The following is a 22,100-nucleotide window of genomic DNA, read 5'->3' as shown; positions in this document are numbered from 1 at the left end:
TTGAAAAATAAACTTTTATTCTTGCCTTTCTTTTTAATGTGTTTTGCTGTAAATACATTTGCTCAGGAAGAAATTGCAATACAAAATAAATATACAGCACACAATAAAGGAAAGTTCTTTGTAATGTGGGGTGGAAATAGAGAAAGTTACTCAAAATCTGATGTAACTTTTAGAGGAAAAGATTATAATTTTACTGTTGATAACATGCAGGCACATGACAAACCGAAAGGCTGGCATGTCGATTATATTAATCCTGCAAACATGACTATTCCGCAAACCAATTTGAGATTAGGTTATTTTTTTAGTGATCATTATAGTGTTACAATTGGTGTTGACCACATGAAATATGTAATGTCACAAAATCAAATTGCAAATGTTACCGGAGATATCAATTTGCCAGCAGATCAGGCAGGTTCAATTTACAATGGAAATTACAACAATACACCTGTAGATATGTCTCAAGGTGGCGCTATGGAAGGTGGCGGTACTCTTAACGGTGGTACTCCATTTTTAATTTACGAACATACTGATGGTTTGAACTATATTAATACTGAAGTTTCAAGATTTGATGATATTTCGAAATTGTTTACTCTTCCGAATATTGATAAAGTTCAAATTAACTTAACTGAAGGTTTGGGTGCAGGAGTTTTATATCCTAAAACAAACACAACACTTTTAGGAAAAGAGCGTCATGATGATTTTCACGTTTCTGGTTATGGTGTTTCTGCAAAAGCAGGTATCAACGTTACTTTTTTCAAACACTTCTACATTCAGGGAGAGTTAAAAGGTGGTTACATTAACATGCAGGATATTAGAACTACAACAAGTAATGAAGATAAAGCTTCTCAAGATTTTTTCTTCTTTCAGCGTATTATTGCCGTTGGAGGTATATTTAGAATCTAATATTTCTTAAAATATATTTATAAAATAGCTGTCATTTTATTTGGCAGCTATTTTTTTTATTATTTACTTTGTATTTCAAAGTACTTTATATAGCTTTTGTTTTTTTAGTTAATATTAAAAAACTGAAATAAGAAATGATGGAATTTAAAGTATATTTAGAATTTAAAAATTCAACATGAAAAAAATGAAATACATCTTTTTAGGAACTACATTTTTAATTAGTTTTTGCTGTGCTTTGTATGTGGCAACGTTAGTATTTCCTAACAATCCGTTTTCTGGAACAAAACCGCAAACCACACTATCTGATAAAGTTCAGGATGGAGATATTATTTTTCAAACTTCAGAATCTAAGCAATGTGAAGCGGTGAAAATTGCGACAAACTCAAAATTTTCACATTGCGGAATTATCTTCTTTATCAATGACAGGAAATTTGTTTTTGAAGCTGTTCAGCCTGTAAAAATAACGTTGCTGGATGAATGGATAAAACACGGTAAAGAAAATAAATATGTTGTGAAAAGATTGAAAAATACAGAAAAAGTTTTGACTGCAAGTACTTTACAAAAGATGAAAGATTATGGACAGCAATTTAACGGTAAAGAATATGATGCTTATTTTGAATGGGCGGATAATAGAATCTACTGTTCTGAATTGGTCTGGAAAATATATAAAACCGGAGCCGGTATCGAATTGTGTCCATTACAGGAATTAAAAGATTTTAATTTGAAAGATGAAAGAGTTCAAAAAATATTAAAGGAAAGATACGGAAATGATATTCCGCTTACTGAAAAAGTAGTCTCACCATCTAACCTAGCCGATTCTAATTTGTTAAAAACTGTAATCGATACTTATTAAAAAACATACAAAGCTAATTTAAAACTCAATTAGCTTTTTTATTTATTATTTTACTTTGAATTTCAAAGAACTTTTAAAATTATTATATGAAAGATTATATTATTGAAAAAATGTATGAATGGTCAAGAAAACCATATCAAAAGTATTTTAAAAAGAGTATTCCGTGGGAAATCGATAAAGATGAATTATTACAATATCCAGTAGATTCTCTTGGGTTTGGTTTGGGTAATTTCCTTGACAAAAATCATTTTGATATTCAGCCAAAACTGGAAGATCACGACATTATTCATGTTTTAACAAACACTGGAATTTCGGTTGCTGATGAAATCGGAATGCAATATTATCTTTTAGGAAATGGTAAAAGAAGCTTGTATCTATTTATGGTTATTCTTTCGGGCACCCCTTTTTATCTGCGCCATATCAATTATTTTTTTCAACAATATAAAAGAGGCAAACAAGCTCTTCCCTTCCATTATCTCGATTTTTCAAAAATGCTTTCCATATCTATTCAATCAATTCAAAAAACATTTAAAATTTAATTTTATGAAAACAACTGAAAAACCTTTTGAAGAAAAACAATCGACAGAATTGGCTATCGGCAGTTTTATAGTCAGTACCATTTTATTTGTACTTTATATTGTTACAAATGCCAATCCGAATATTTTAATTGTTGCTTTTCCATTTGTGGCATCAGCAATAGTACTTAACACTATAATGTTATTCCATCTTATTGATAAATTTATTGAACTCACAGAACAGAGAAAAGACATAGCGGTTAAAATTTTAATTCTTTTGTCTAATATTCCTGTTACAATGTTGTATTATTCGATAGTAATGAAATTGTAATTATAAAAAAAAAGAAGCTATCTCAAAACGAGACGGCTTCCTTTTCAACAAAAATGAAAAATGAATTATTGTAAAAAATAACCAAGCGTTATTTGAAAAACTTTGTTTTTCATATTATTATCGATGTAATGATTTGCATCTCCATCTTTAAATACATTAGAATAAGAAATATTATATCTTACATCTGTATAAAATTTATTTTTTAATTGATATCCCAAACCGAAGTTTACAGAAGTATCTATACCGCTCGAATACTCTTTTAGATTAAAACTCCCTTGATTTTCATAACCCAAAAAGTTATCCTGATATTTATTATTAGCTTTCAGTAATATTCCTATTTGAGGCCCGGCTTGTACACTTAATCCTTTTATTACGTAATATTTTAACATTACAGGAATGTTTAAATAGTTCAATTCAATAGTACTTTTATAGTGAGAATTTGCTACTTCTTCATCATAAAAAGTAATTTTTGTTCCTTGTTGGCTGTATAACAATTCAGGTTGAAGAGAAAAATTTTTCGCCATAGGAATTTCGACCATAATTCCCGCCGTAAACCCTGTTTTACCTGATGAATTCAATTCGCTTTCGTTAAGAGTGAGATTTGAGATGTTTAAACCTGCTTTTACGCCTAGTTTTACTTTTTCAGTTTGCCCCATAACAGTCACGCCAAAAAAAAGTGTGCTTAAGATTAGTATATATTTTTTCATAGTATTTTTTTGTTTAAGAATGGTAACTCTCAAAAATGAGAGTTACCTTATCTATCTGTAATGCTGTTACTTCTTAATGATTTTGGCTGTATATTTCTTGCCATTTATGATACAGTCTAAAACATAAACTCCAGCATTTAATTCGCTTACATTTATATTTGATGGAATATTGGCATACTTTTTATTCCACAGTACTTTACCATCCATTGCATAAATATTGATTTGTGTTTCTCCTTCATTTTTATCGGCCAAAAAGATATTTACCGTATCAACTGCCGGATTAGGAAATACTCTAAAGGGATTTGTTATTTTTCCAACAAGCATACCTTTTGAATCAAATGAAATTGATTTACTGCTACATCCATTATTATTGGTTATCTGAAGGCTGTAATTTCCTTCCCAAATTGTGATTATAGATTTTTCGGTTGCATTTGGTATAGGTCTTTCATTTAGAAACCATTGATACGAAACAGCTTCAACCGAAGCAGTTAATTTTTTATTTCCTACAACCTGAATCTCAGGTACGATATTGTTTTCAAGAATTGAAATGGTAGTACTAAAAGTTTTACCGATGCCATTTTCATTGTAAACCGTTACATAATAATCCCCACTTTCTGTTATGGTAATAGTTGGTTCTGTTGAGCCGTCAAACCATTCGTAAGATTTGTATGTTCCGGGAGACAAAACAACCTCAGGACCGCATAAGTCTCCGCTTTCCAATTCAGATTCGAAAGTATCAAATGTTGCAGTTATGGTTTCTGTTAGCTTGCATCCGTTTTTCATTACTAATGTTACGGTATAATCTCCTGCTTTATTGATTTCTATACCATTAGAAACATCACCGGTATTCCATTTATAGGAAACAACTTCTAATTTATTAGCCCTAAAATTCGTTGCTGCATCGATGTACAAACTTTTACCTTCATATCCATGAATTACTGAATTATCAAATATTTTGAAATCTCCTGATACCTCTTGATAGATATAGTTTTTTATTTCATTGTTTTGCGGAATAAGGTCATTATCTAATTTTGCAATAACATTAAATACATGAGAATCACCACTTGTATCAAGTTTAGGCTGTTTTTTTAAAATATATTCTATGCTTTCACCTACCGGAATCGCTGCTTCAATCCCTTCTGAAATAGTTTCATTTGTATTGATATATTCCAGATTCAATTGAATTGCCTTTTCCTGAATTGGAATTTGCCCTTCATTGGTCAGCTTAACTTTCACTTCAGATCCGCCACATACATCTTTTGGCGACAATATCTGTACAGATAAATCTAAAATAGGATCGCTGATTATTTTTAAATCATCCAATACCATATAAGAATACCCCCCTGCTTTGGCATGTCTAAATCGCAGCATTACAGATTTACCAGCATATTTACTTAAATTTACTATTCCTTTTTGCCATTCAGTGTCTCTATAATTTCCTTGTTTAGAGGCTCTCCATATCTCATTCCATTCGCCTCCTGCGGTTTTAACATCTATAATAAAGGCATTATTATAATTACTTTCAAGTCCGTAATAAAATTCTAAAGCAGTTGTGTTTTCAGATAAATTATACAACGGAGAGATTAATTCTCCATAAGCTGCATAACCTTCTAGTTGATTGTAAAGCATTTGCGCTGCAATATCGCCAGTATGATCTTTTTTAGGAAGACCCAGATTTGCATTATCCGGTTTAACAACTGCTCGCCATGGATAATTTTCATCACTTTGATTGGATACAAATCCTTTTGATCCAAATATTGATCCCGCCGATATAGTAGAAAAAGTTTCAGCATCTAAAGTTGGTGCTTTTTCCAAAACCTGAAAAGCTCCTTTAAGCTCCTCTGCCAGCGCTTTTGGTTCTCCTTCTGCAATTACTTTTACATTAATCTCATAATTTCCTGCTGGTAACTGCGGTATACCATCTACTGTATAAACAATAGTTTGATATCTGAATATCTGATCATTTCTTTCTCGTACAATTGGCTCCCCTATAGGTTTACCATTTTGGGTAATTTGATATTCGATAGTTGCCTTATTAACTGTACTATAAGATAAATTTTTTCCACTTATAAAAAATTGGTGTGATGGCGCATCTTCATATACATTTTCTGGTACACTTAAATTTGAGAGCTGTAAATAATCTGCTGTGTCTTTGATTTTAATATTATCTACTGCAAAACCATTGGCAAACAATCCGTTATCATCATGTACAAATGCTACAAGAACACAAGATTTTCCGGCATATGGAGTTAAATCTACATGATATTCTATCCAGTTTGTAATATAAGACATTTTAAAAACCTCTTCCCAGGTTTTACCTCCATCCGTACTTACTTTTACATATCCGTCTGAAAGTCTTTGTCCGTCTCCAAAACCATCAAATGACAAATGTGCTTCTTTATACTTTCTTAAATCTAATACTGGAGAAATCAACATATCACTTGATGCATCACAATTACATTTATCATCATTACTTGCCATAAAATGCTCATGGCCTTCTAAAAACCAACCCGGAGATCCTAACTCTTTACTTGTTCCATATTTCCATCCTCCACTATTATTATTTTCAGAAGTTCTCCATCCTTTGTATTGAGTGCTATCTTCAAAATCCATTGTATAAGGCAATGAATCTATCTTCATATCTTTATTATCCCAGTTATCGAAACCAAATGTTAACGAATTATTTTCTGGTTTAACATCCTGAGCTACATCTTCAGGAAAAACTGAAACTGTGATTGTATTTTTACCAATGCTTTTTAAATTAATATTTGAAAGAGAATATGTTAGCGTATCTCCATATTTTGTAAATGTTAAAGCTATTTTTTCGATATTTGAAAAAACTTCATTTTTTTCCTTATCAAGAATTTTAACTGTTACATTAACCTGCTCTTTAGCGGTTGTAAAATTATTAATGATTTTTGCGCTAATTGTTACATTATCATTGTTAACAGTACAGGTACCGGCGTCTAATTTTGCACCCGTAACTTCTAAATCATAAGGCGCATTACCTACACGAATGTTATCTATAAAAGCACCTAAAAAGTTACTGGCATAACTATCTGTAACAACTCGAAAACGAATAGCCGCCTTTTTACCTGCAAGTTCATTTAAACGTATTCCGATTGGTTTTTTATCCGTACGGTTATTAATTCCGCTAAACCATGGGCCAACTACTAAATCATTGTATTGCAAAGTTTCTGGATAATCTATGCCTGTAGCTTTTTTCCAGTTTTGACCTTTGTCTTCAGAATATTCAACAATTAATCCGTCATATCCTTTATAAAACAAATGAATCATATCAAACTCAACATAGGGAGAAGTAATATTGGTAAAGTCAAATATTGGAGATTCTAATGTAAAATCAGAATTGGGTGGTACTCTTTCAGAAGTGCCATAATTTACAGTACCCCATAAATATTTCGAATTAGTATCTCTAAATGAAATCGCGGAAGTTTGCTGCCATACAAATTTTTGATTCATAAGTATTGATTTTGAATACCAGCCACCAGGTGTTTTTTCGAAATCCTGAAAATATGGAAATTGAGTTACAACCCCATTATAAACCGAATTTGTAATACTGTTATTCGTAGTTACAGGATCCTGGCTATAGGTCACAAAAGCTTCATAATTATACAAGCCAGCTGCTGACAAATTGATATTATCTAAAGGAATTATCATTTCTGAATTGCCTTTAAAGACAGCTTGCAGTGTAATATCTTTCCAGATAGTTTCGCCTCCCGAAAGTGTATTCAAATATCCAACTTTCAATTGAGATCCTGCTGCTATATCCTCACAGCCCAAATTATAGATTGTTACAGCTAATGGATGATTGGCTGATAAAGCATCACCAGAGTACACGGGAAGATTTAGTCCCATAAGTTTAAGGTCAAAATCTTTTTGTGCAGGAGGAACTATTAAATTTGAAACAAAAGAAACTCCATCTTTTGCGCCAAATTCTGTAATAGGATTAAAATCAAATTTAACTTCAACATAATTTACTGTATTTAAACTTATTACATAAGGAATATTGTCCTGAATTTTTATAATCGTTTCTTCTCCTACGCCAAGATCTTTGGTAAAGCTGATAATACTATCGTTGGTGTAAAGAACATTAAATCTGCCGCCAAAACCTTGTGTCATCAATCTTAATTTGTAATTTAAGCTTTCATTGGCTTTAATTACAGTAGATCCTGTATTTTTAATTTTAATATAAAAAGGCTCATCCCCTTTTAAAGAACCACAAACAGCCGAAGGTTTTTCAACAGAAACAAGAGATATTTGCTTGTCTGCATAAGCAGCTCCAATACCAATAGCATACCAGGCATTGGTAACTTGTTTGTATTCTTCAGAACCTAATCCGTATAAATCTTCGGCAACCATTAAAGTTGCCCGACGCATATCACTAAAGTTTGAAGAGGGAGATAAATACTCTGTAAGCGTTATGTAGGCAATTTTCTCTGCTTTGGCAAGACCAATAGCTTTAACATTATAACTGTTATTAAGATCATTTACACCTTGGCCGCCTTCGCTTAAAAGGTAAAACCAGTAATTTGTGATTCCGCTGTTAATGTGTACACCACCATTATCGTAATTTATGTTTGATGTATTTGCCCAATTTATTCCTCCATACGTATCAGGCTGTCCTTGGGCTTTCGGATTAGACATACTCCTCATACTTCCGTGGGTATACAATTCATTTCCCAACATCCAAATGTCATCTTTTTTGTCTTTTCCAACATAAAACTCAACAGAAACACCAAAAATATCACTGAAGGATTCATTCATAGCACCTGATTCTCCCTGATAAATTAAACCCGCCGTAAAACGTGTTACACCATGCGTCAATTCATGAGCTGTAATTCCCAATCCAACATAAGGCGTGTCGTAACCATCTCCAAATTGTGCCCATCCACCAGTCCACGAAGCATTTTCGACATTATTGCCTAAATGTGCAAGACCAATAATTGTCATTCCTTTATTGTCGATACTATTTCGATCAAATTTTTCACCATAATATTCTATGGTTTTCTGCATACCCCAATGAATATCAATGGCAACTTCATCGTTATTTTTATTGTGCAGTTCATTCCAAATATTATCTTCATCAATAAAATCAGTAATTACTTCATCTGAAGCCTGATCATTGTGATTCAGATTCATAGTATACATTGGCACATTATATTTTCCCTGCAGACCTTCTAATCTATAACCATCAGCATATTGTTTGGTATTAAAAGTTACATCTCCGGCGTATCGTGATTTACCTCTACCCAGCCTTTGGCCTTCGAAACTGGCATCTCGATTTAAGTCGATAATAAGAACTATTTTTCCAGAGTTTGCATCTACGTAAATAGTCTGGCTTGATTGCGGATTGATTGCATAAATATCAAATTTCCATGTCAGGTAATATTCTTTTAGTTCAGAAGAAAAATTAGGACCCACATAAACCAATTCTCCTTCTGGTTTTGTACTTATATTTTTATCAAGTAAAGCACCTAATTTTTTACTTTCCCAAATATATTGTTTGGCGTTTACTTTTTTAAGTGCATTTTCTAAAGCAGCTGTAGCACTTACTTTATAACTGCTGCTTACAGACAATTTTTTAGCAGTATAACCAAATGCGTCTATCTTGGTTTTATTTTCTCTAACCTTGTAAATTGCTCCTTCTACCGGAACAGAATTATGCAATTGCTGATAAGTAGCCAGTATTCTTCCATGATTATCAGAGATTGATTTTAATTGCATTTTATCTGATGCAGACAAATCAAAAGCTTCTTTTTTAACTTCGAATATGTTTTTGGCAGTTAAACCTGAAGATTTAGCAAAAGATTTAACCTTCGTGCTTACAGTATCCTGTGCGTTTGTTTTCTCTGAATCATTTAGTTTTTGTCCAAATAATTGTTGGCTTTGCTGTAGTTGTTTTGTTACCGATTCACTTTCTGCTTTAGAAAGCTCTTTGCCGCTTATCTTTTCCTCTTCCTGAATTAGAAGATTGCCGGCATTGTTACTCTGAGTAGAATTTGGATCATTATTTGTCTTACTAACTTGATCTTTTGTCTGATTTGGTGCTGACTCGTCAACAGCCATTTTCACACCATCTTTTTTTACGCTTTGAAAAGGAGACTGAGCCATTCCTACGGAACAGGCGAAGAAACTTAACAAAACAAACAAACACTTGGTTTTGAGGTAAATCTGGTTCATTTCTTTAAATTTAAAATTAATATTATGGTTAGTTTGGTTATAATCGCACTTTAAATGGTATAGCAGCCATTCAAATGCCTTTCTAAAAATCAATTTGGAGTTTGATCTTCAGGATTTTCTTTTGTTATTTTTTCAAGAATCTTTAAGAGGATTTCCTTTTGGGTTTTTGTTTCTTCCAAAAGCTGTTCTAAATTTTTAGGAGGTACTTTTTTTTTCTTCTCGTTCATTCTAAATTTATTTGCATCGATTTGGTAAATGTAGAATGGACATTACATATTTTTGAAAAACGGACTATTACAAAAACACTCACAGGTAAAAAATTGTCACTCAAAAAACACTCAAAAAAAAATAACCCAAACTAAATCAGCCGATTAGTTTGGGTTATTTTTTACATTTATTAAACTTAAAATGTATTGAGATAAGTGGAGAGATTTACCTTTTCGTTAGTCAAATCAAATTTTTTCCGAAGTCTTGTTCTGGAATTTTCGATCGCTTTGAAGGATTGCCCTGTAATTTGAGAAATTTCTTTTGTTGTTAGATCCAGGTATAAAAGAGCACATAATCTCCGGTCTTTTGGAGTAAGGGAAGGATAATCGTTTTTTAGTTTATCAAAAAAAGACTGGTGAACCTGTTCAAAACTTATTTCGAATTCTTTCCAGATATCGGTATTTAAATTCTTTTCCAAACGCTTTAAAACTATATCAATAGCTTGTTGCATTTCTTTATTAATAGCTTTGAGTTTAATTTGTTTAAGATCAGTAAGGATTTCATTAATGCTGTCTGTACGATGTATTTCTGACATAGCTTTTCCTACCAGAACCATATTTTTAGCTTTCAGGTTTTCCTTTAAACCTTGCATTTTGGTGTTTAATTTTTCTTTTTCCAGTTGATTTTTAATGTTTCTGTTTCGGTATTTTATTAGTAAAATAATTAAAATTAAAATGCCAACTACCAATATCAATCCCACCACAGAATACTTAAATAGTTTCTTTTGTTCTATAAGTGTTTTTATTTGTGTGCGAACTTTGTAATCCTGTTCTAATTTTATTCTTTCCAGATTTACTGCTTTTTCTTCAACATTAATACTGTCGTTGATTGCATTGTATTTCTGAAAATAATGTACTGCATTTTTATAATCAGCCGTACTTATATAAACCTCATAAAGCATTTTATTCAGGTTTAAACCTGAAAAGCTATATACATTATCTTTACCTAATTCTAATGCCTTTTTTGCATTTGCAATTACGGCATCATAGTTTTTCTCTTTTAATTTATATTGCGAAAAAGACTCATATACAAAAGCTTTTACAGCATTATCAACTGGTTTATCTACTAAAGAAAAAGCCTGGTCAAAATAATATTCGGTATTTTTTTTATCTTTTTTTAATGCATAAGCTCGTGCCAAATTAGTATAGACATAAATTTTTAAGGTGTAGTCTTTTATCGTTCCGTTTATAGCTTGAGCCTTTTGGTAATAATGCAAAGAAGAATCTACATTTTTATCTAAATATAAAGTACCAATATTGTTTAAAATTTTTACGAGCTTAACGGGATCATTCTTAGACTTTTGATAGTGATATACGTTTAAGAAATATTTTAATGCTTTTTCCTTATTTTTCCCGAGTGAATAAATAATGGCAAGATTGTTTTCTAATTTTGATAATTCTTCAATATTATTGTTTTGCTTGTAAATATCATGCGCTTTAAAATAATATTTCAAACTAACATCAAATACTTCTTTGGAGGCATACATTTTTCCTGCCGTAACATAAACATACGCCAGCGTAAGTTCTGGATTTTCTGTTTTTCTGGCTTCAGATTCGGCTATTTCAATATATTTTATAGCTCTGTCCCAATCCGATTTTTGCAATCTTAAAGCAATTTTTCGACAGAGTTCTACTTTTTTCTGATGATCATTAATAGTATTTAGACCATCAATCAGTTCCTTTGTCGATTGTGAATGAATACTCAAAGAAAGAATAAGAAAAAAGTAAGAAAATAATCGTGTAGCCATATTAATAACTCTAAAGAAGGATTCAAATTTAAACAAAAAAAATAGGATTAATAAGACATAAATAATAAAAAGAAGAATTGTCGGTTTAGTCCTGAATTTGAAATTATAACTGCTTTAAGCGATTAATATTATACTCTAAGGAATCAATTATGAATTAAATTTAAAAGCCGTCTCAAACGTATTTGAGACGGCTTCATTTTGTAAATATCTATTTAAAATTAATTAGCCTTTGGCATTTCAATTCCGGTTTGGTCTAATAAATAAACTAAGCTTGCCATTGTTGCTGCTCCAAGTTCTAATTCTCTTTTATTAACAGCATCAAATTTGTCGTTTGCTGCGTGGTGATAATCAAAATAACGTTGAGAATCTGGTTTTAAACCAGCTTTAACAATCGCTTTAGACGTTAAATGGCTAATATCAGATCCTGCATGTCCAATTGTAAAACTATGAACTAAATAAGGCTCAAAAAGATCTCTGAATCCTTGTATTTTTTTTAGGTTTGCATCGTCTGCTTCAATTGAAAAACCTCTTGGTGAAAATCCGCCTGAATCACTTTCTAAAGCAAAAATATGGTTCTCATTTTTTTGTTTTGAAACTTCTTCATATTTCGCTCCACCTTTTCCGCCATTCTCTTCATTCATAAATAAAACTACACGAATTGTATTTTTAGGTTTGTAGTTTAAATTTTTAAGAATACGAACTACTTCCATACTTTGTACTACTCCTGCTCCATCATCCTGAGAACCATCAGCCAGATCCCAAGAATCTAAGTGACCACCAACAACCATAATATTCTCCGGAGTTACTGTTCCTGTTAATTCTCCAATAACATTATATGATAATACATCAGGCAATGTTTCGCAAGATTGTTTGATATAAAATTTTAAAGACGGATTGCTTTTTAAGGTTGCACTTAATAATTCAGCTCCGTTTGTACTAATCGCAGCTGTAGGGATATATTGTTCTTTTGGCAAATCACCATAACTTTGGGCGCCTGTATGAGGAAAATCGTCTAAACGTAAATTCATCGAACGTACAATTGTTCCCACTGCTCCAAGTTTAGCGGCTTCTTTTGCACCAGCAAATCTTTGATCAACACAAGCTCCGTATGAAATGAAAGTTTCAACATTTTCAGGATTCATTGGTCTGTTAAAAAACACAATTTTTCCTTTTACTTTATCTCCTAATTCGGCAAGTTCTTTAATTCCCTGAACTTCTATAACTTCTGCCGTAAGTCCTGTTTTTGCAGTTGCAACAGATCCTCCCAAAGCGCAAATTGGCACAGCAGTTTTAACTTTTCCGTTTAAGATAAAAGCACTTTCTTTTTCGCCACGAACCCAATGCGGAACCATAACTTCTTGTAAATATACTTTGTCAAGTCCTAAACTTTCAAGCTGAGATTTAGTATAATTAACAGCCAGCTGTGCGTTTTGTGATCCTGATAAACGAGCTCCAATATCGTTAGATAAATACTCTAACCAAGTGTAAGCTTTAGACTCGGTTAATGCCTTTTTATAAAATAATTTAATGTTTTTTTCATCATTTGACTGGGCAAAAGATGTCAATCCGCTTAAAACTAATGCAGTTAAAAGAATTGTTTTTTTCATAGGTTTAATGGCTTTTTTCGGGTTACTTAATCTGCTACATGATAGCCATGCAAAGGAACAAATTCTTTTATAAATCGTTGCCATTTTAGTCAACCTTTTATGAAAAAATAGTTACAAAATTATTTTACTTCAATAAGCTTCGTTTTTGAACTAATACCATTTTCGTTAAAAGCTTCAACCGTAAAATAATATTTTGTGTCTTTATCCAAACCTCTAAAATCATACGCACTTTCATCATAAACCATAATGGTATTGTATAATTTATCCGGAGCAATTCCGTAATAAATATTGTATCCAATTGCGTCAGATTGTTTCTTCCAGGAAATCATTGCATTACGAGAATCTTTGTTATTTCTATTTACTTTAAAACCAGAAACAGCTTTTGGTTTTGCCATCAATCCGTTTCCAAAAACCCTGAAATCTGAAACCGCAAATAATCCCGAAGCGTTATGAATGTTTTCCATTTTAATGTAACGAGCTTCAATTGGTTTTGTTAACTCAACATAATCATGCGGAGCATCTTTATCATTTTGAGATTTATCTACCACCAATGTCCAGTTTACACCATCATCAGACATGAATATTTTATATTGATAATAAATATCCATTGCTTTATTGTATTGTGTTGCTTTATGATCGGCATAATTAATTTGCAAAGCATTTACCTGCATTTTTCTCCCTAAATCAAGCTGTAACCATTCACCCGGATTACTTGTTTTTGCTGACCAATAGGTTTGAATATTTTCATCTGTTAAATTATTCGCGCCATAGCAAAATTTCTCATATACTTTTTTGCCTCCATTATCCATTCTGTGTGTTTCCACTTCCATACAATCTTCTGAAGAAGAAACTGTAGCTGTTTTTTTATAAGATAATAACATCCATCCGGAAGAAGCTCCATTTTCGTGATTGCGTTGTTCTGTCGGAAGTTTTATTGGAAAATCTCCATAAGATGTGTTCGAATACATGACATCATCTTTATCAAATCCGGCAGGAAACATATCAATACGACGTTCAAAACGGTCTTTTATTGAAATTTTGCATGTTCCTGTATTCCAGTAATTTCCGTAAATATCTGCAAAAGTGTTTCCGTGTCCGGCACCAATTACAAATCCTCCGGGCTTATACGACATTGGATTGTGCTTTTGATACACAAATGGTCCCAACGGATTATCACCAACGTGAACTCCGTTTGCATATCCTTTAAATTCAGTAGCAGGAGCGCCATATTGCATATAATATTTACCGTTGTGTTTGGTCATCCATGCGCCCTCTATAAAATTACCCCAGGGTGCAGGTTCCATATCATTGTTAGGTCCAAAACGTTCCCAACCGTGTGAAGCAGGATCTAAACCAACAACCGCTTTTGCCTGACCGTAAGGTTTTTGAATATCCTCAACTTCTGTGGCTGCGTATAATTGTGCATAATCTGCCTGATTTCCTTTTGGTAACCATGTTTTATAATCTACTTCTACACCTACAAGTGGTAATTTTCCGCTTGAACCGTAGTACATATATACTTTTTTATCATCATCCTGAAAAATAGCAGGATCCCAGGTTGGCAACATTGCTTTATCGACATGTCGCAACCATTTTCCTGATTTTGGATCGGCTGTTTTCCAAATCGGATGATCTTTTTTCCATGTTGATCCAACATAAAACAAAGTATCGTTTACCACCCATGCAGCAGGCGCACATTGGTCATCATCGCCGGGTTGTCTTTGAAAACTTCCGTATACAAATTTCCAGTCAGACATGTCTTTACTCCAAAAGAAACCTGCCTGATTTGTAGCAAATAAATAATATTCGCCTTTGTAAGTAATAATAACAGGATCGGCACTTGAACGGCGAGATTCAGGAATCCCGTTGTGCTTAAAGGTCGTGTAATTGTAACCAATATTTATTGGATTACAATATGTTGAAGCTGGTTTATTAGGATCAAACCATTCTGTTTTTCCAGGAATGGAATTTTGTGCCGAGATATTAAATCCTATCAAAAGCAACAAAAGCGATATAGACGATAGTTTATACATTTCTTTTATTTTTATGTTTTTATAATTAAAAATCAAGCTTTGAAAAGAGTGTTTTTAATTTTTAATTTTTATAATTCTTTCCTTTAGCAATTCCGGTTCATTGGTGGTTATATAATCGAATTTATTTTCGATAATCCAATCCATTACTTTGGCATCGTTAACCGTCCAGACATTTAGTGTAATATGATTTTCTTTAGCTTCTTTGATCCATTCCGGATGTTTTTCAAAAACTGAATAATGGAAATCAACGCCCGTTATTTTGTCTAATTTCACTTCTTTTGGCGATCTATTTCCTTCCAGATATTGCAAAGAGGTTTTAGGATCGACTTCTCTAATTTGTTTCAGAATGTCATAATCAAAACTGATGTAACCCGTAATTTTATCAGCTTTAAGTTTTTTAATTACTTCAACCGTTTTCAGTGCCGTTTTCTTTCCTCTTTCTTTACTTATTTCCGAAGGTTTTATTTCACAGACCAAAAGTGTGTGCTTATTATTTTTTTTGCCTTCAGTGATATATTCATGTAAAGTAGGCAGCTTCTCTCCGTTTGAAAGTTTAAATTTTATTAAGTCCGCATAATTTGTTTCCTCAATAAGAAGTTTGTTATAGTGCGCATCATGATTGATTACCAATGAATCATCGGCTGTTCTCCATACATCAAACTCTGATCCTGCCAATTTTAAATCAATCGCATGTCGAAGTGAAGCAATTGAATTTTCCGGAAAATTATTTGTTTTCCAGGCTCCGCGATGTGCAACAATCGCATTTTTCTTTGCCGTACAAGAAGACAAAACAACTATTGCAAACAGAAACGGGAATATTTTAGATGTTTTAATGGTTTTCATTGTATAGAAAATTAAATTATTTGAAAAATTTGAGTTTTTATTGATCTAAAAATCCGTACTAATTTTAATACATTTTAAGACTAAAAAACTATAAAAAAGCCCTCCGTATAACCAGTACGAAGGGCAATTTCTAATTAACAAACCAATTATTTAGTTAACTCAAAACTAACTTTCTTATCGGCATTTGAATTTCCACCAACGAAAACATCAAACTGTCCAGGTTCTGCTACGAATTGTAAATCAGAATTATAAAATTTTAAATCTTCAACAGTAATTTCAAAAGTCACTGTTTGTTTCTCTCCTTTTTTAAGGGTTATTTTTTGAAAGTTTTTCAATTCTCTAACGGGTCTTGTTACCGAACCAACTAAATCTCTGATATATAACTGAACGGTTTCTTTACCGTCATAATTTCCTGTGTTTGCAACGTCAACCGTAACTTTTAGTTTTCCGCTGAAATTCATTTTATCAGATGAAATTTTCAGGTTTGAATATTCGAAAGAAGTATAACTTAAACCAAAACCAAATGGAAATAATGGCTCGTTTCTTTCATCGATATAATTTGATCTGAATTTCTCGAATTTTCCTTCTGTATTAGAAAGTGGTCTTCCTGTATTTTTGTGTGCATAATAAATTGGCACTTGTCCTACGCTTCTTGGGAAAGTTGTTGTCAATTTTCCAGAAGGGTTTACATCTCCAAATAAAACATCGGCGATAGCGTAACCTGCTTCTGTACCGGCGAACCAGGCATTTAAAATTGCAGGAACTGTTTTTTCTTCCTCTGTAATAACCAAAGGACGTCCGTCAAATAATACTAAAACAACCGGTTTTCCTGTTTTTAATAAGGCATTTAATAAATCTTTTTGTGCTTGTGGAATTTCTAAATTCGTACGGCTGCTTGATTCTCCGCTCATTTCAGCAGATTCTCCCAGAGCTGCCACAATTACATCTGACTGATTTGCAACTTTTAAAGCTTCAGCTAATAATTCTTCTTTTGAACGAGAATCACGATGTAAGGTTTTACCAAACATTGTAGCATTTGTTTCAAAAGTTTCATCGTAATCTAAATTGCTTCCTTTTGCATATAAAACTTTAGTCGAAGCTCCTGCAACTTCTTTAATTCCTGCTAATAATGAAATAGCATTCTCCATTTTTGTAGCTACACTCCATGTTCCAGGCATATTTTCTTTTGCATCTGCCAATGGTCCGATAAGTGCAATAGTTCCAGATTTTTTAAGAGGTAAAACCTGATTTTTATTTTTTAATAAAACCAATGACTGAGCAGAAATCGATCTTGCTTCTTTTCTGCTGCTTGCTGTAAAAATCTCCGTTTTAGCTCTTTTTTCATCGCAATATTTATAAGGATCTTCAAATAATCCTAAGTCATATTTTGCTTCTAGAATAAGTCTTACCGCATTGTCAATTTGTGAAATAGTAACTCTGTTTTCGTCTAAAGATTTTTTCAAAGTCGTTAAAAAACCTTCTCCAACCATATCCATCTCAACACCCGCGTTTAAGGACATAGCCGAAACATCTTGTAAATTACCCATTCCGTGTTCGATCATTTCAGGAATTCCTGTAAAATCTGTTACTACGAAACCTTTAAAACCCCATTGTTTTCTTAAAACATCGGTCATTAACCATTTATTTCCTGTAGCCGGAATTCCGTCAACTTCGTTAAAAGAGGCCATAACTGAACCTACTCCTGCGTCAACAGCTGCTTTGTAAGGAGGAAAATAATCGTTAAACATTCTGATATGACTCATATCAACAGTATTGTAATCACGTCCGCCTTCTGGGGCTCCGTATAAAGCGAAGTGTTTTACACAAGCTAAAATTGAATTGTTTTTAGATAAATCGTGTTGTTGATATCCGTTTACCATTGCTTTTGCAATCTGGCTTCCTAAATACGGATCTTCTCCTGAACCTTCAGAAACTCTTCCCCAGCGAGGATCACGGGATATATCAACCATTGGTGAAAATGTCCAGTTAATTCCGTCTGCACTTGCTTCCTGAGCAGCAATTTGCGCACTTCTTTCGATCAAATTCATATCCCATGTACAAGATAATCCTAACGGAATTGGGAATGTAGTTTCGTAACCATGAATAACATCCATTCCAAAAAGCAATGGGATTTTCAAGCGGCTTTTTTCAACAGCAATTTTTTGAACTTCTTTAATTTTTTGTACCGATTTGATGTTGAACAAACCTCCAACTTTTCCCTCGGCAATATTTTTTGCAACATTAGAACTATTAGCTTGTCCTGTAGTAATATCTCCAGAAGTTGGTAAATTTAACTGCCCTAGTTTTTCGTCTAAAGTCATTTTTGAAATTAACTCGGCTACAAACTCAGATTTCGGTTTAATTTTTACTGCATTTTTAGTGTTCTTTTTTTGGGCGTAACCCAAAACAGCACATCCTAAAAACAGTAAGACTAATTTCTTTTTCATTCTATTGTTTTTATTTATTTGTATTTGTTTTAATCTGTTTAAGCATCCAGTCATAAATTTCCGGATTATCATAAACTCTTGTCCAGCTATCGTGACCGGCATCATCAAAAATGGTTAGCTGAACATCTTTTGCATTACATTTTTTTAATTCTTTGTAAATCGCAATTGCATAATCTAGTTTTACCACATCATCCAATAATCCGTGATAAATTCTGGTTGGAATATTGGCTATTTTACAAGCACTTTCTAATTCAATTAAATCAACAAAACCCGAAATCGGAACTATAGCTGCAAACATATCCGGATACGAAAGTGCCAAATTCCAGGCTGCCCAGCCTCCGGAACTTAAACCTGTAACATAAATTCTGTCAGGATCTATTTTGTTTTCTTTCTGAATTTTTAAAATCAATTCATAAATAGATTCAATACTCCATTTTTCGCCTTCTTTACATTGCGGCGCCAAAACATAAGTATCTAATTGATGTGTTTTTAAGTACTTTAAAGGCCCATTAATTTTCACTTTTTCAATGTCAGTTCCTTTTTCTCCATCACCGGAAATAAAAACTATTAAAGATTTTTTCTCCTTTGTATTGGCGGGTTTATGTAAAGCGTAACCTAATTCATAATTGGCCACCACAACTGTTTTCAATTTTCCGTTTGTCTCACTTTGCGCAAAACCCATCGCAGAAAAAAGAAACAATAATAACTTGATACTATTTTTAATTTTAAGTGCCATTAAAAACCGTATTTACCTGATTTAAATCCAAGTTTTACTAAACCTTGTTTTACTTCCGGAGCATTCATGAATAATTTCCATAATAATTCAGTTCTGTAATTTTCGATCATCACAACTTCTGGTCCCTGATCGATTGCTAAGTAGCGTTTTGCAACCCAGTTATTATTCTGTAAACTCAAAGCATCATAAAAACCGGCATTCCCCCAAGTTTCTTTTTTATGATTATCGTATAAATTACGAATTACAGCCATAGATTCTTTTGGTGTATAAACGATCGAACTTATAGCAGCAGTTGGCGACATAACGCCCTGATCGTTACTCGGCATATGTGCATTATAACCTATTGACCCATCAGGATTTCTTGAATACGAAGCGCTTAATCCCCAATAATCAGCACTGTAGCCTTTTTTAGGATTTTCTACACAATATTCATAATTGATTTTGGTTTGATTTACGTTTAAATCCCAATAGTTGGCATATTTATCGCTTAATTGAGTTGGATCAAGTCCTACATAAGAATAATGCGCCCAGAATAACGGACCTCCAAATTCTTCTGCTCCATTGTGTTTTAAAACTAACGGAAGATTGTATTTTGTTTTTGATGAAACGATTTCTCCGCTTCTTGCCCAGCCTTCGTGATAAACTTTTGCATCAATTCCGTGAGTTGGAGAAGAAGCTGCCATTACGTAAGTAATTAAACATTCGTTGTATCCTTCTAATGCAAAATTCATTTGCCACGCATAGTTTGGCGACCAATGCCAGTATAGAACATTTTTGTTGTTTGTGTACCAGTTCCACTCCACTCCTTTCCAAAGTGCGTCATATTTTTGAGCTACTGCTTTTTCTTTTTCAGAACCGTCTTTTAGATATTCGCGAACTGTAATCATTCCCGCAACCAAAAATGAAGTCTCGACTAAGTCTCCACCATTATCCTTGGTTCCAAAAGGCTTTACTTTTCCTGTATTTCCGTCTATCCAGTGTGACCAAGCTCCGTGAAAACGATCGGCTTTGCCTAAAAAATCCGCAATTTTGTTTAATCTTTCAACACCTTGATCTTTGGTAATATAGCCTTGAGACATTCCAGAAACAAGTGCCATTAATCCAAAACCAGAACCACCTGTAGTTACAATATTCGAATCATTTTCAGGATAAATTCCATCTGGATGATAACGTTCTCTGGCTAACCCAGAGTTTGGTTCGGCATAATCCCAGAAATACTTAAAGGTTTCTTTTTGAACCACGTTTAAAAGTTGCTCATCAGATAATTTCTCCGTTGCAGTATTTTCTTCTGCATTTTCTTTTGGTTTGTCAGTATTTGAACCACAACCAAAAAAAGTAAAAACCATTAGTAAAACTGAAATTCTAATCATTATAAAAAAATTATGGGAATTTGAAAATAATCACTCCTTTCAACTTTCGAAAGGAGTGATTTTGAGATTTTAATTAGTAACCACCAGGGTTTTGTTGAGAAAGTCCATTCGCTTCTCTTATAAATGAAGTTGGTATAGGCCATAACTCATGTTTTCCAACAATAAAGTTTTTTCCGTCTGCTGCCATTGCTGCTGCTGCCTGACCTGTTCTTACAAGATCAAACCATCTGTCATGTTCGAAAGCAAATTCTAATCTTCTTTCTTTGTAGATTGCTTTTCTAATATCATCTTGAGAAGTAAAAGGAGTATCTCCTAAACCTGCTCTTTTACGAATTTGATTTACTAAAGGAATTGCGTCTGAAGTTTGTCCTAATTCATTTAAAGCTTCCGCTTTCATTAATATGACTTCAGCATATCTTAAATATCTAAGATTTGTATCTGTAAATTCCTGATTGTAAAAAGCTGATGAATATGCTTTATAATTGTATCTTGGATTTGCTACAGTTGATGGTATTTCTCTACCATCATATAAAACTGAACCTCTAAAAATGATAGTTGCTTCTCTTCTAACATCTCCTGGCTCATAAGCATCTGCTAAACCTTGAGTTGGTGTGTTGAATCCCCATCCCCAACCTCCGGCACCACGTGGTGCTTGAGAAACAGAGTAATTTCCAATTCCAAATCCAGGTGTAGAAGTAGAACCAACTCCATTAATTTCGAAAATAGATTCCGGGCCGAATTCTCCTTCTTTTTTAAATTGTAATGAATAATCAGAAACTAAAGAATAACCCGTTACTTTATCGCAATTGTCAATTACTTTTTGCCAATTTTTTTGATATAGATTTACTTTTGCTAATAAAGCGTATGCAGATCCTTTAGAAACTCTGACAACATCTGCCCCTGAGTAAGCTGATTTTAAAGGCAAAGCTTCTGCAGCATCATTTAAGTCTTGCTCTATAAAAGCATAAACTTCTGCTACTGTTTTACGAGTTAATTGCATTTTTCTATCATCCTCAGAAATTGGAACAAGAGCTAAATGATCTATAATTGGCACTCCGCCGTATCCTTTTACTAAAGTAAAATACATAAAAGCTCTCAGGAACTTCGTTTCACCTACTAATCTTGCTTTTAAAACAGGGTTTGCTTTATCTAATTTAGGAAACATTTCTAATGCCTGATTACATCTGTTAATTCCAGCATAATTAGCCTCCCATGTAGATTGAAATGATGGAGTTGAAGCATTATAAGTTAATGCATCAATAATATCTTTATCTCCACCCGCATCTCCCGGGTCAGAGCCTTTATCTGCATCATCTGAGATAATACTTGAAACTGCATTCCATCCAAAAGAAGACATTTCCCATCCTAAAAATTGATTGTAAATTGCCGTTACAAAACCTGTTGCTCCTGCATCGCTATTCACCAAAGCAGGATCTGCGGGAATAGCTTCTGTCGGCTCTACATCCAAAAAAAAATCTGAACATCCGGAAAAAAATAATCCAGAAAGTACAAACATTGATATATATAATCTTTTCATAAT

General features: G+C 33.1%; 15 protein-coding genes. 4 read left to right on the top strand and 11 right to left on the bottom strand.

The genetic code is table 11. The annotated features are described in order from the left end of the window. The 4 genes from RT99_RS08560 (at nucleotide 1) to RT99_RS08545 (ending at nucleotide 2,602) form a co-directional block, all read left to right on the top strand. Nucleotides 1-903, top strand: coding sequence for a membrane protein (locus RT99_RS08560; protein ID WP_042564311.1), 903 nt, complete (start codon nucleotides 1-3; stop codon nucleotides 901-903). Between the two features lie 175 nt (nucleotides 904-1,078). Then, complete coding sequence (locus tag RT99_RS08555) at nucleotides 1,079-1,756, top strand: YiiX family permuted papain-like enzyme (RefSeq protein WP_042564310.1); 678 nt, start codon at nucleotides 1,079-1,081, stop codon at nucleotides 1,754-1,756. 86 nt (nucleotides 1,757-1,842) lie between these two features. Continuing rightward, nucleotides 1,843-2,295: a hypothetical protein gene (locus tag RT99_RS08550; RefSeq protein ID WP_042564309.1), complete on the top strand. Its 453-nt coding sequence runs from the start codon at nucleotides 1,843-1,845 to the stop codon at nucleotides 2,293-2,295. 4 nt (nucleotides 2,296-2,299) lie between these two features. After that, nucleotides 2,300-2,602, top strand: a complete 303-nt coding sequence (locus RT99_RS08545; protein WP_042564308.1) for a hypothetical protein — start codon at nucleotides 2,300-2,302, stop codon at nucleotides 2,600-2,602. Between the two features lie 65 nt (nucleotides 2,603-2,667). Here RT99_RS08545 and RT99_RS08540 read toward each other — a convergent pair whose 3' ends face one another. From RT99_RS08540 to RT99_RS08495, 11 genes are all read right to left on the bottom strand, one after another. Beyond that, nucleotides 2,668-3,309: a porin family protein gene (locus RT99_RS08540; RefSeq protein WP_042564307.1), complete on the bottom strand. Its 642-nt coding sequence runs from the start codon at nucleotides 3,307-3,309 to the stop codon at nucleotides 2,668-2,670. A gap of 66 nt (nucleotides 3,310-3,375) precedes the next feature. After that, entirely contained in the window at nucleotides 3,376-9,510 is a 6,135-nt protein-coding gene (locus RT99_RS08535; protein WP_082036936.1) for a M4 family metallopeptidase, read from the bottom strand. An 89-nt stretch (nucleotides 9,511-9,599) separates the two neighbouring features. Further along, nucleotides 9,600-9,737 (bottom strand): hypothetical protein, encoded by a 138-nt coding sequence (locus RT99_RS25290; RefSeq protein ID WP_165587191.1) that lies wholly within the window; start codon nucleotides 9,735-9,737, stop codon nucleotides 9,600-9,602. A gap of 176 nt (nucleotides 9,738-9,913) precedes the next feature. Further along, nucleotides 9,914-11,524, bottom strand: coding sequence for a hypothetical protein (locus RT99_RS08530; RefSeq protein ID WP_042564305.1), 1,611 nt, complete (start codon nucleotides 11,522-11,524; stop codon nucleotides 9,914-9,916). Between the two features lie 218 nt (nucleotides 11,525-11,742). Then, nucleotides 11,743-13,131 (bottom strand): M20/M25/M40 family metallo-hydrolase, encoded by a 1,389-nt coding sequence (locus RT99_RS08525; protein WP_042564586.1) that lies wholly within the window; start codon nucleotides 13,129-13,131, stop codon nucleotides 11,743-11,745. A 119-nt stretch (nucleotides 13,132-13,250) separates the two neighbouring features. After that, nucleotides 13,251-15,164 (bottom strand): discoidin domain-containing protein, encoded by a 1,914-nt coding sequence (locus tag RT99_RS08520; RefSeq protein ID WP_082036943.1) that lies wholly within the window; start codon nucleotides 15,162-15,164, stop codon nucleotides 13,251-13,253. Nucleotides 15,165-15,218: 54 nt separating this feature from the next. Beyond that, complete coding sequence (locus RT99_RS08515) at nucleotides 15,219-16,007, bottom strand: glycerophosphodiester phosphodiesterase family protein (protein ID WP_052483621.1); 789 nt, start codon at nucleotides 16,005-16,007, stop codon at nucleotides 15,219-15,221. 146 nt (nucleotides 16,008-16,153) lie between these two features. Further along, a complete protein-coding gene (gene bglX, locus RT99_RS08510) occupies nucleotides 16,154-18,454 on the bottom strand; it encodes a beta-glucosidase BglX (protein ID WP_042564583.1) in 2,301 nt (766 codons plus the stop codon). A gap of 10 nt (nucleotides 18,455-18,464) precedes the next feature. Further along, nucleotides 18,465-19,190 carry a prolyl oligopeptidase family serine peptidase gene (locus RT99_RS08505; RefSeq protein WP_242607180.1) on the bottom strand — a complete coding sequence of 242 codons (726 nt, stop codon included), beginning with the start codon at nucleotides 19,188-19,190 and terminating at the stop codon, nucleotides 18,465-18,467. After that, nucleotides 19,190-20,560: a glucoamylase family protein gene (locus RT99_RS08500; RefSeq protein WP_042564304.1), complete on the bottom strand. Its 1,371-nt coding sequence runs from the start codon at nucleotides 20,558-20,560 to the stop codon at nucleotides 19,190-19,192. Before RT99_RS08500 ends, RT99_RS08505 begins: the two co-directional genes overlap by 1 nt. A 73-nt stretch (nucleotides 20,561-20,633) precedes the next feature. Further along, nucleotides 20,634-22,097 carry a RagB/SusD family nutrient uptake outer membrane protein gene (locus RT99_RS08495; protein WP_042564303.1) on the bottom strand — a complete coding sequence of 488 codons (1,464 nt, stop codon included), beginning with the start codon at nucleotides 22,095-22,097 and terminating at the stop codon, nucleotides 20,634-20,636. Nucleotides 22,098-22,100 lie beyond the last annotated feature (3 nt).

This window comes from Flavobacterium sp. MEB061, from assembly GCF_000834715.1.
GTDB lineage: Bacteria > Bacteroidota > Bacteroidia > Flavobacteriales > Flavobacteriaceae > Flavobacterium > Flavobacterium pectinovorum.
The sequence above is the reverse complement of the archived record's forward strand: the minus strand, read 5'-3'. Positions and strand labels throughout refer to the sequence as shown.

What these genes read in the sequence shown, in the direction of transcription:
- RT99_RS08555 (WP_042564310.1), top strand. Translation starts at nt 1,079, where the DNA reads ATGAAAAAAATGAAATACATCTTTTTAGGAACTACATTTTTAATTAGT.
- RT99_RS08550 (WP_042564309.1), top strand. Translation starts at nt 1,843, where the DNA reads ATGAAAGATTATATTATTGAAAAAATGTATGAATGGTCAAGAAAACCA.
- RT99_RS08545 (WP_042564308.1), top strand. Translation starts at nt 2,300, where the DNA reads ATGAAAACAACTGAAAAACCTTTTGAAGAAAAACAATCGACAGAATTG.
- RT99_RS08540 (WP_042564307.1), bottom strand. Translation starts at nt 3,309, where the DNA reads ATGAAAAAATATATACTAATCTTAAGCACACTTTTTTTTGGCGTGACT.
- RT99_RS08535 (WP_082036936.1), bottom strand. Translation starts at nt 9,510, where the DNA reads ATGAACCAGATTTACCTCAAAACCAAGTGTTTGTTTGTTTTGTTAAGT.
- RT99_RS25290 (WP_165587191.1), bottom strand. Translation starts at nt 9,737, where the DNA reads ATGAACGAGAAGAAAAAAAAAGTACCTCCTAAAAATTTAGAACAGCTT.
- RT99_RS08530 (WP_042564305.1), bottom strand. Translation starts at nt 11,524, where the DNA reads ATGGCTACACGATTATTTTCTTACTTTTTTCTTATTCTTTCTTTGAGT.
- RT99_RS08525 (WP_042564586.1), bottom strand. Translation starts at nt 13,131, where the DNA reads ATGAAAAAAACAATTCTTTTAACTGCATTAGTTTTAAGCGGATTGACA.
- RT99_RS08520 (WP_082036943.1), bottom strand. Translation starts at nt 15,164, where the DNA reads ATGTATAAACTATCGTCTATATCGCTTTTGTTGCTTTTGATAGGATTT.
- RT99_RS08515 (WP_052483621.1), bottom strand. Translation starts at nt 16,007, where the DNA reads ATGAAAACCATTAAAACATCTAAAATATTCCCGTTTCTGTTTGCAATA.
- bglX (WP_042564583.1), bottom strand. Translation starts at nt 18,454, where the DNA reads ATGAAAAAGAAATTAGTCTTACTGTTTTTAGGATGTGCTGTTTTGGGT.
- RT99_RS08505 (WP_242607180.1), bottom strand. Translation starts at nt 19,190, where the DNA reads ATGGCACTTAAAATTAAAAATAGTATCAAGTTATTATTGTTTCTTTTT.
- RT99_RS08500 (WP_042564304.1), bottom strand. Translation starts at nt 20,560, where the DNA reads ATGATTAGAATTTCAGTTTTACTAATGGTTTTTACTTTTTTTGGTTGT.
- RT99_RS08495 (WP_042564303.1), bottom strand. Translation starts at nt 22,097, where the DNA reads ATGAAAAGATTATATATATCAATGTTTGTACTTTCTGGATTATTTTTT.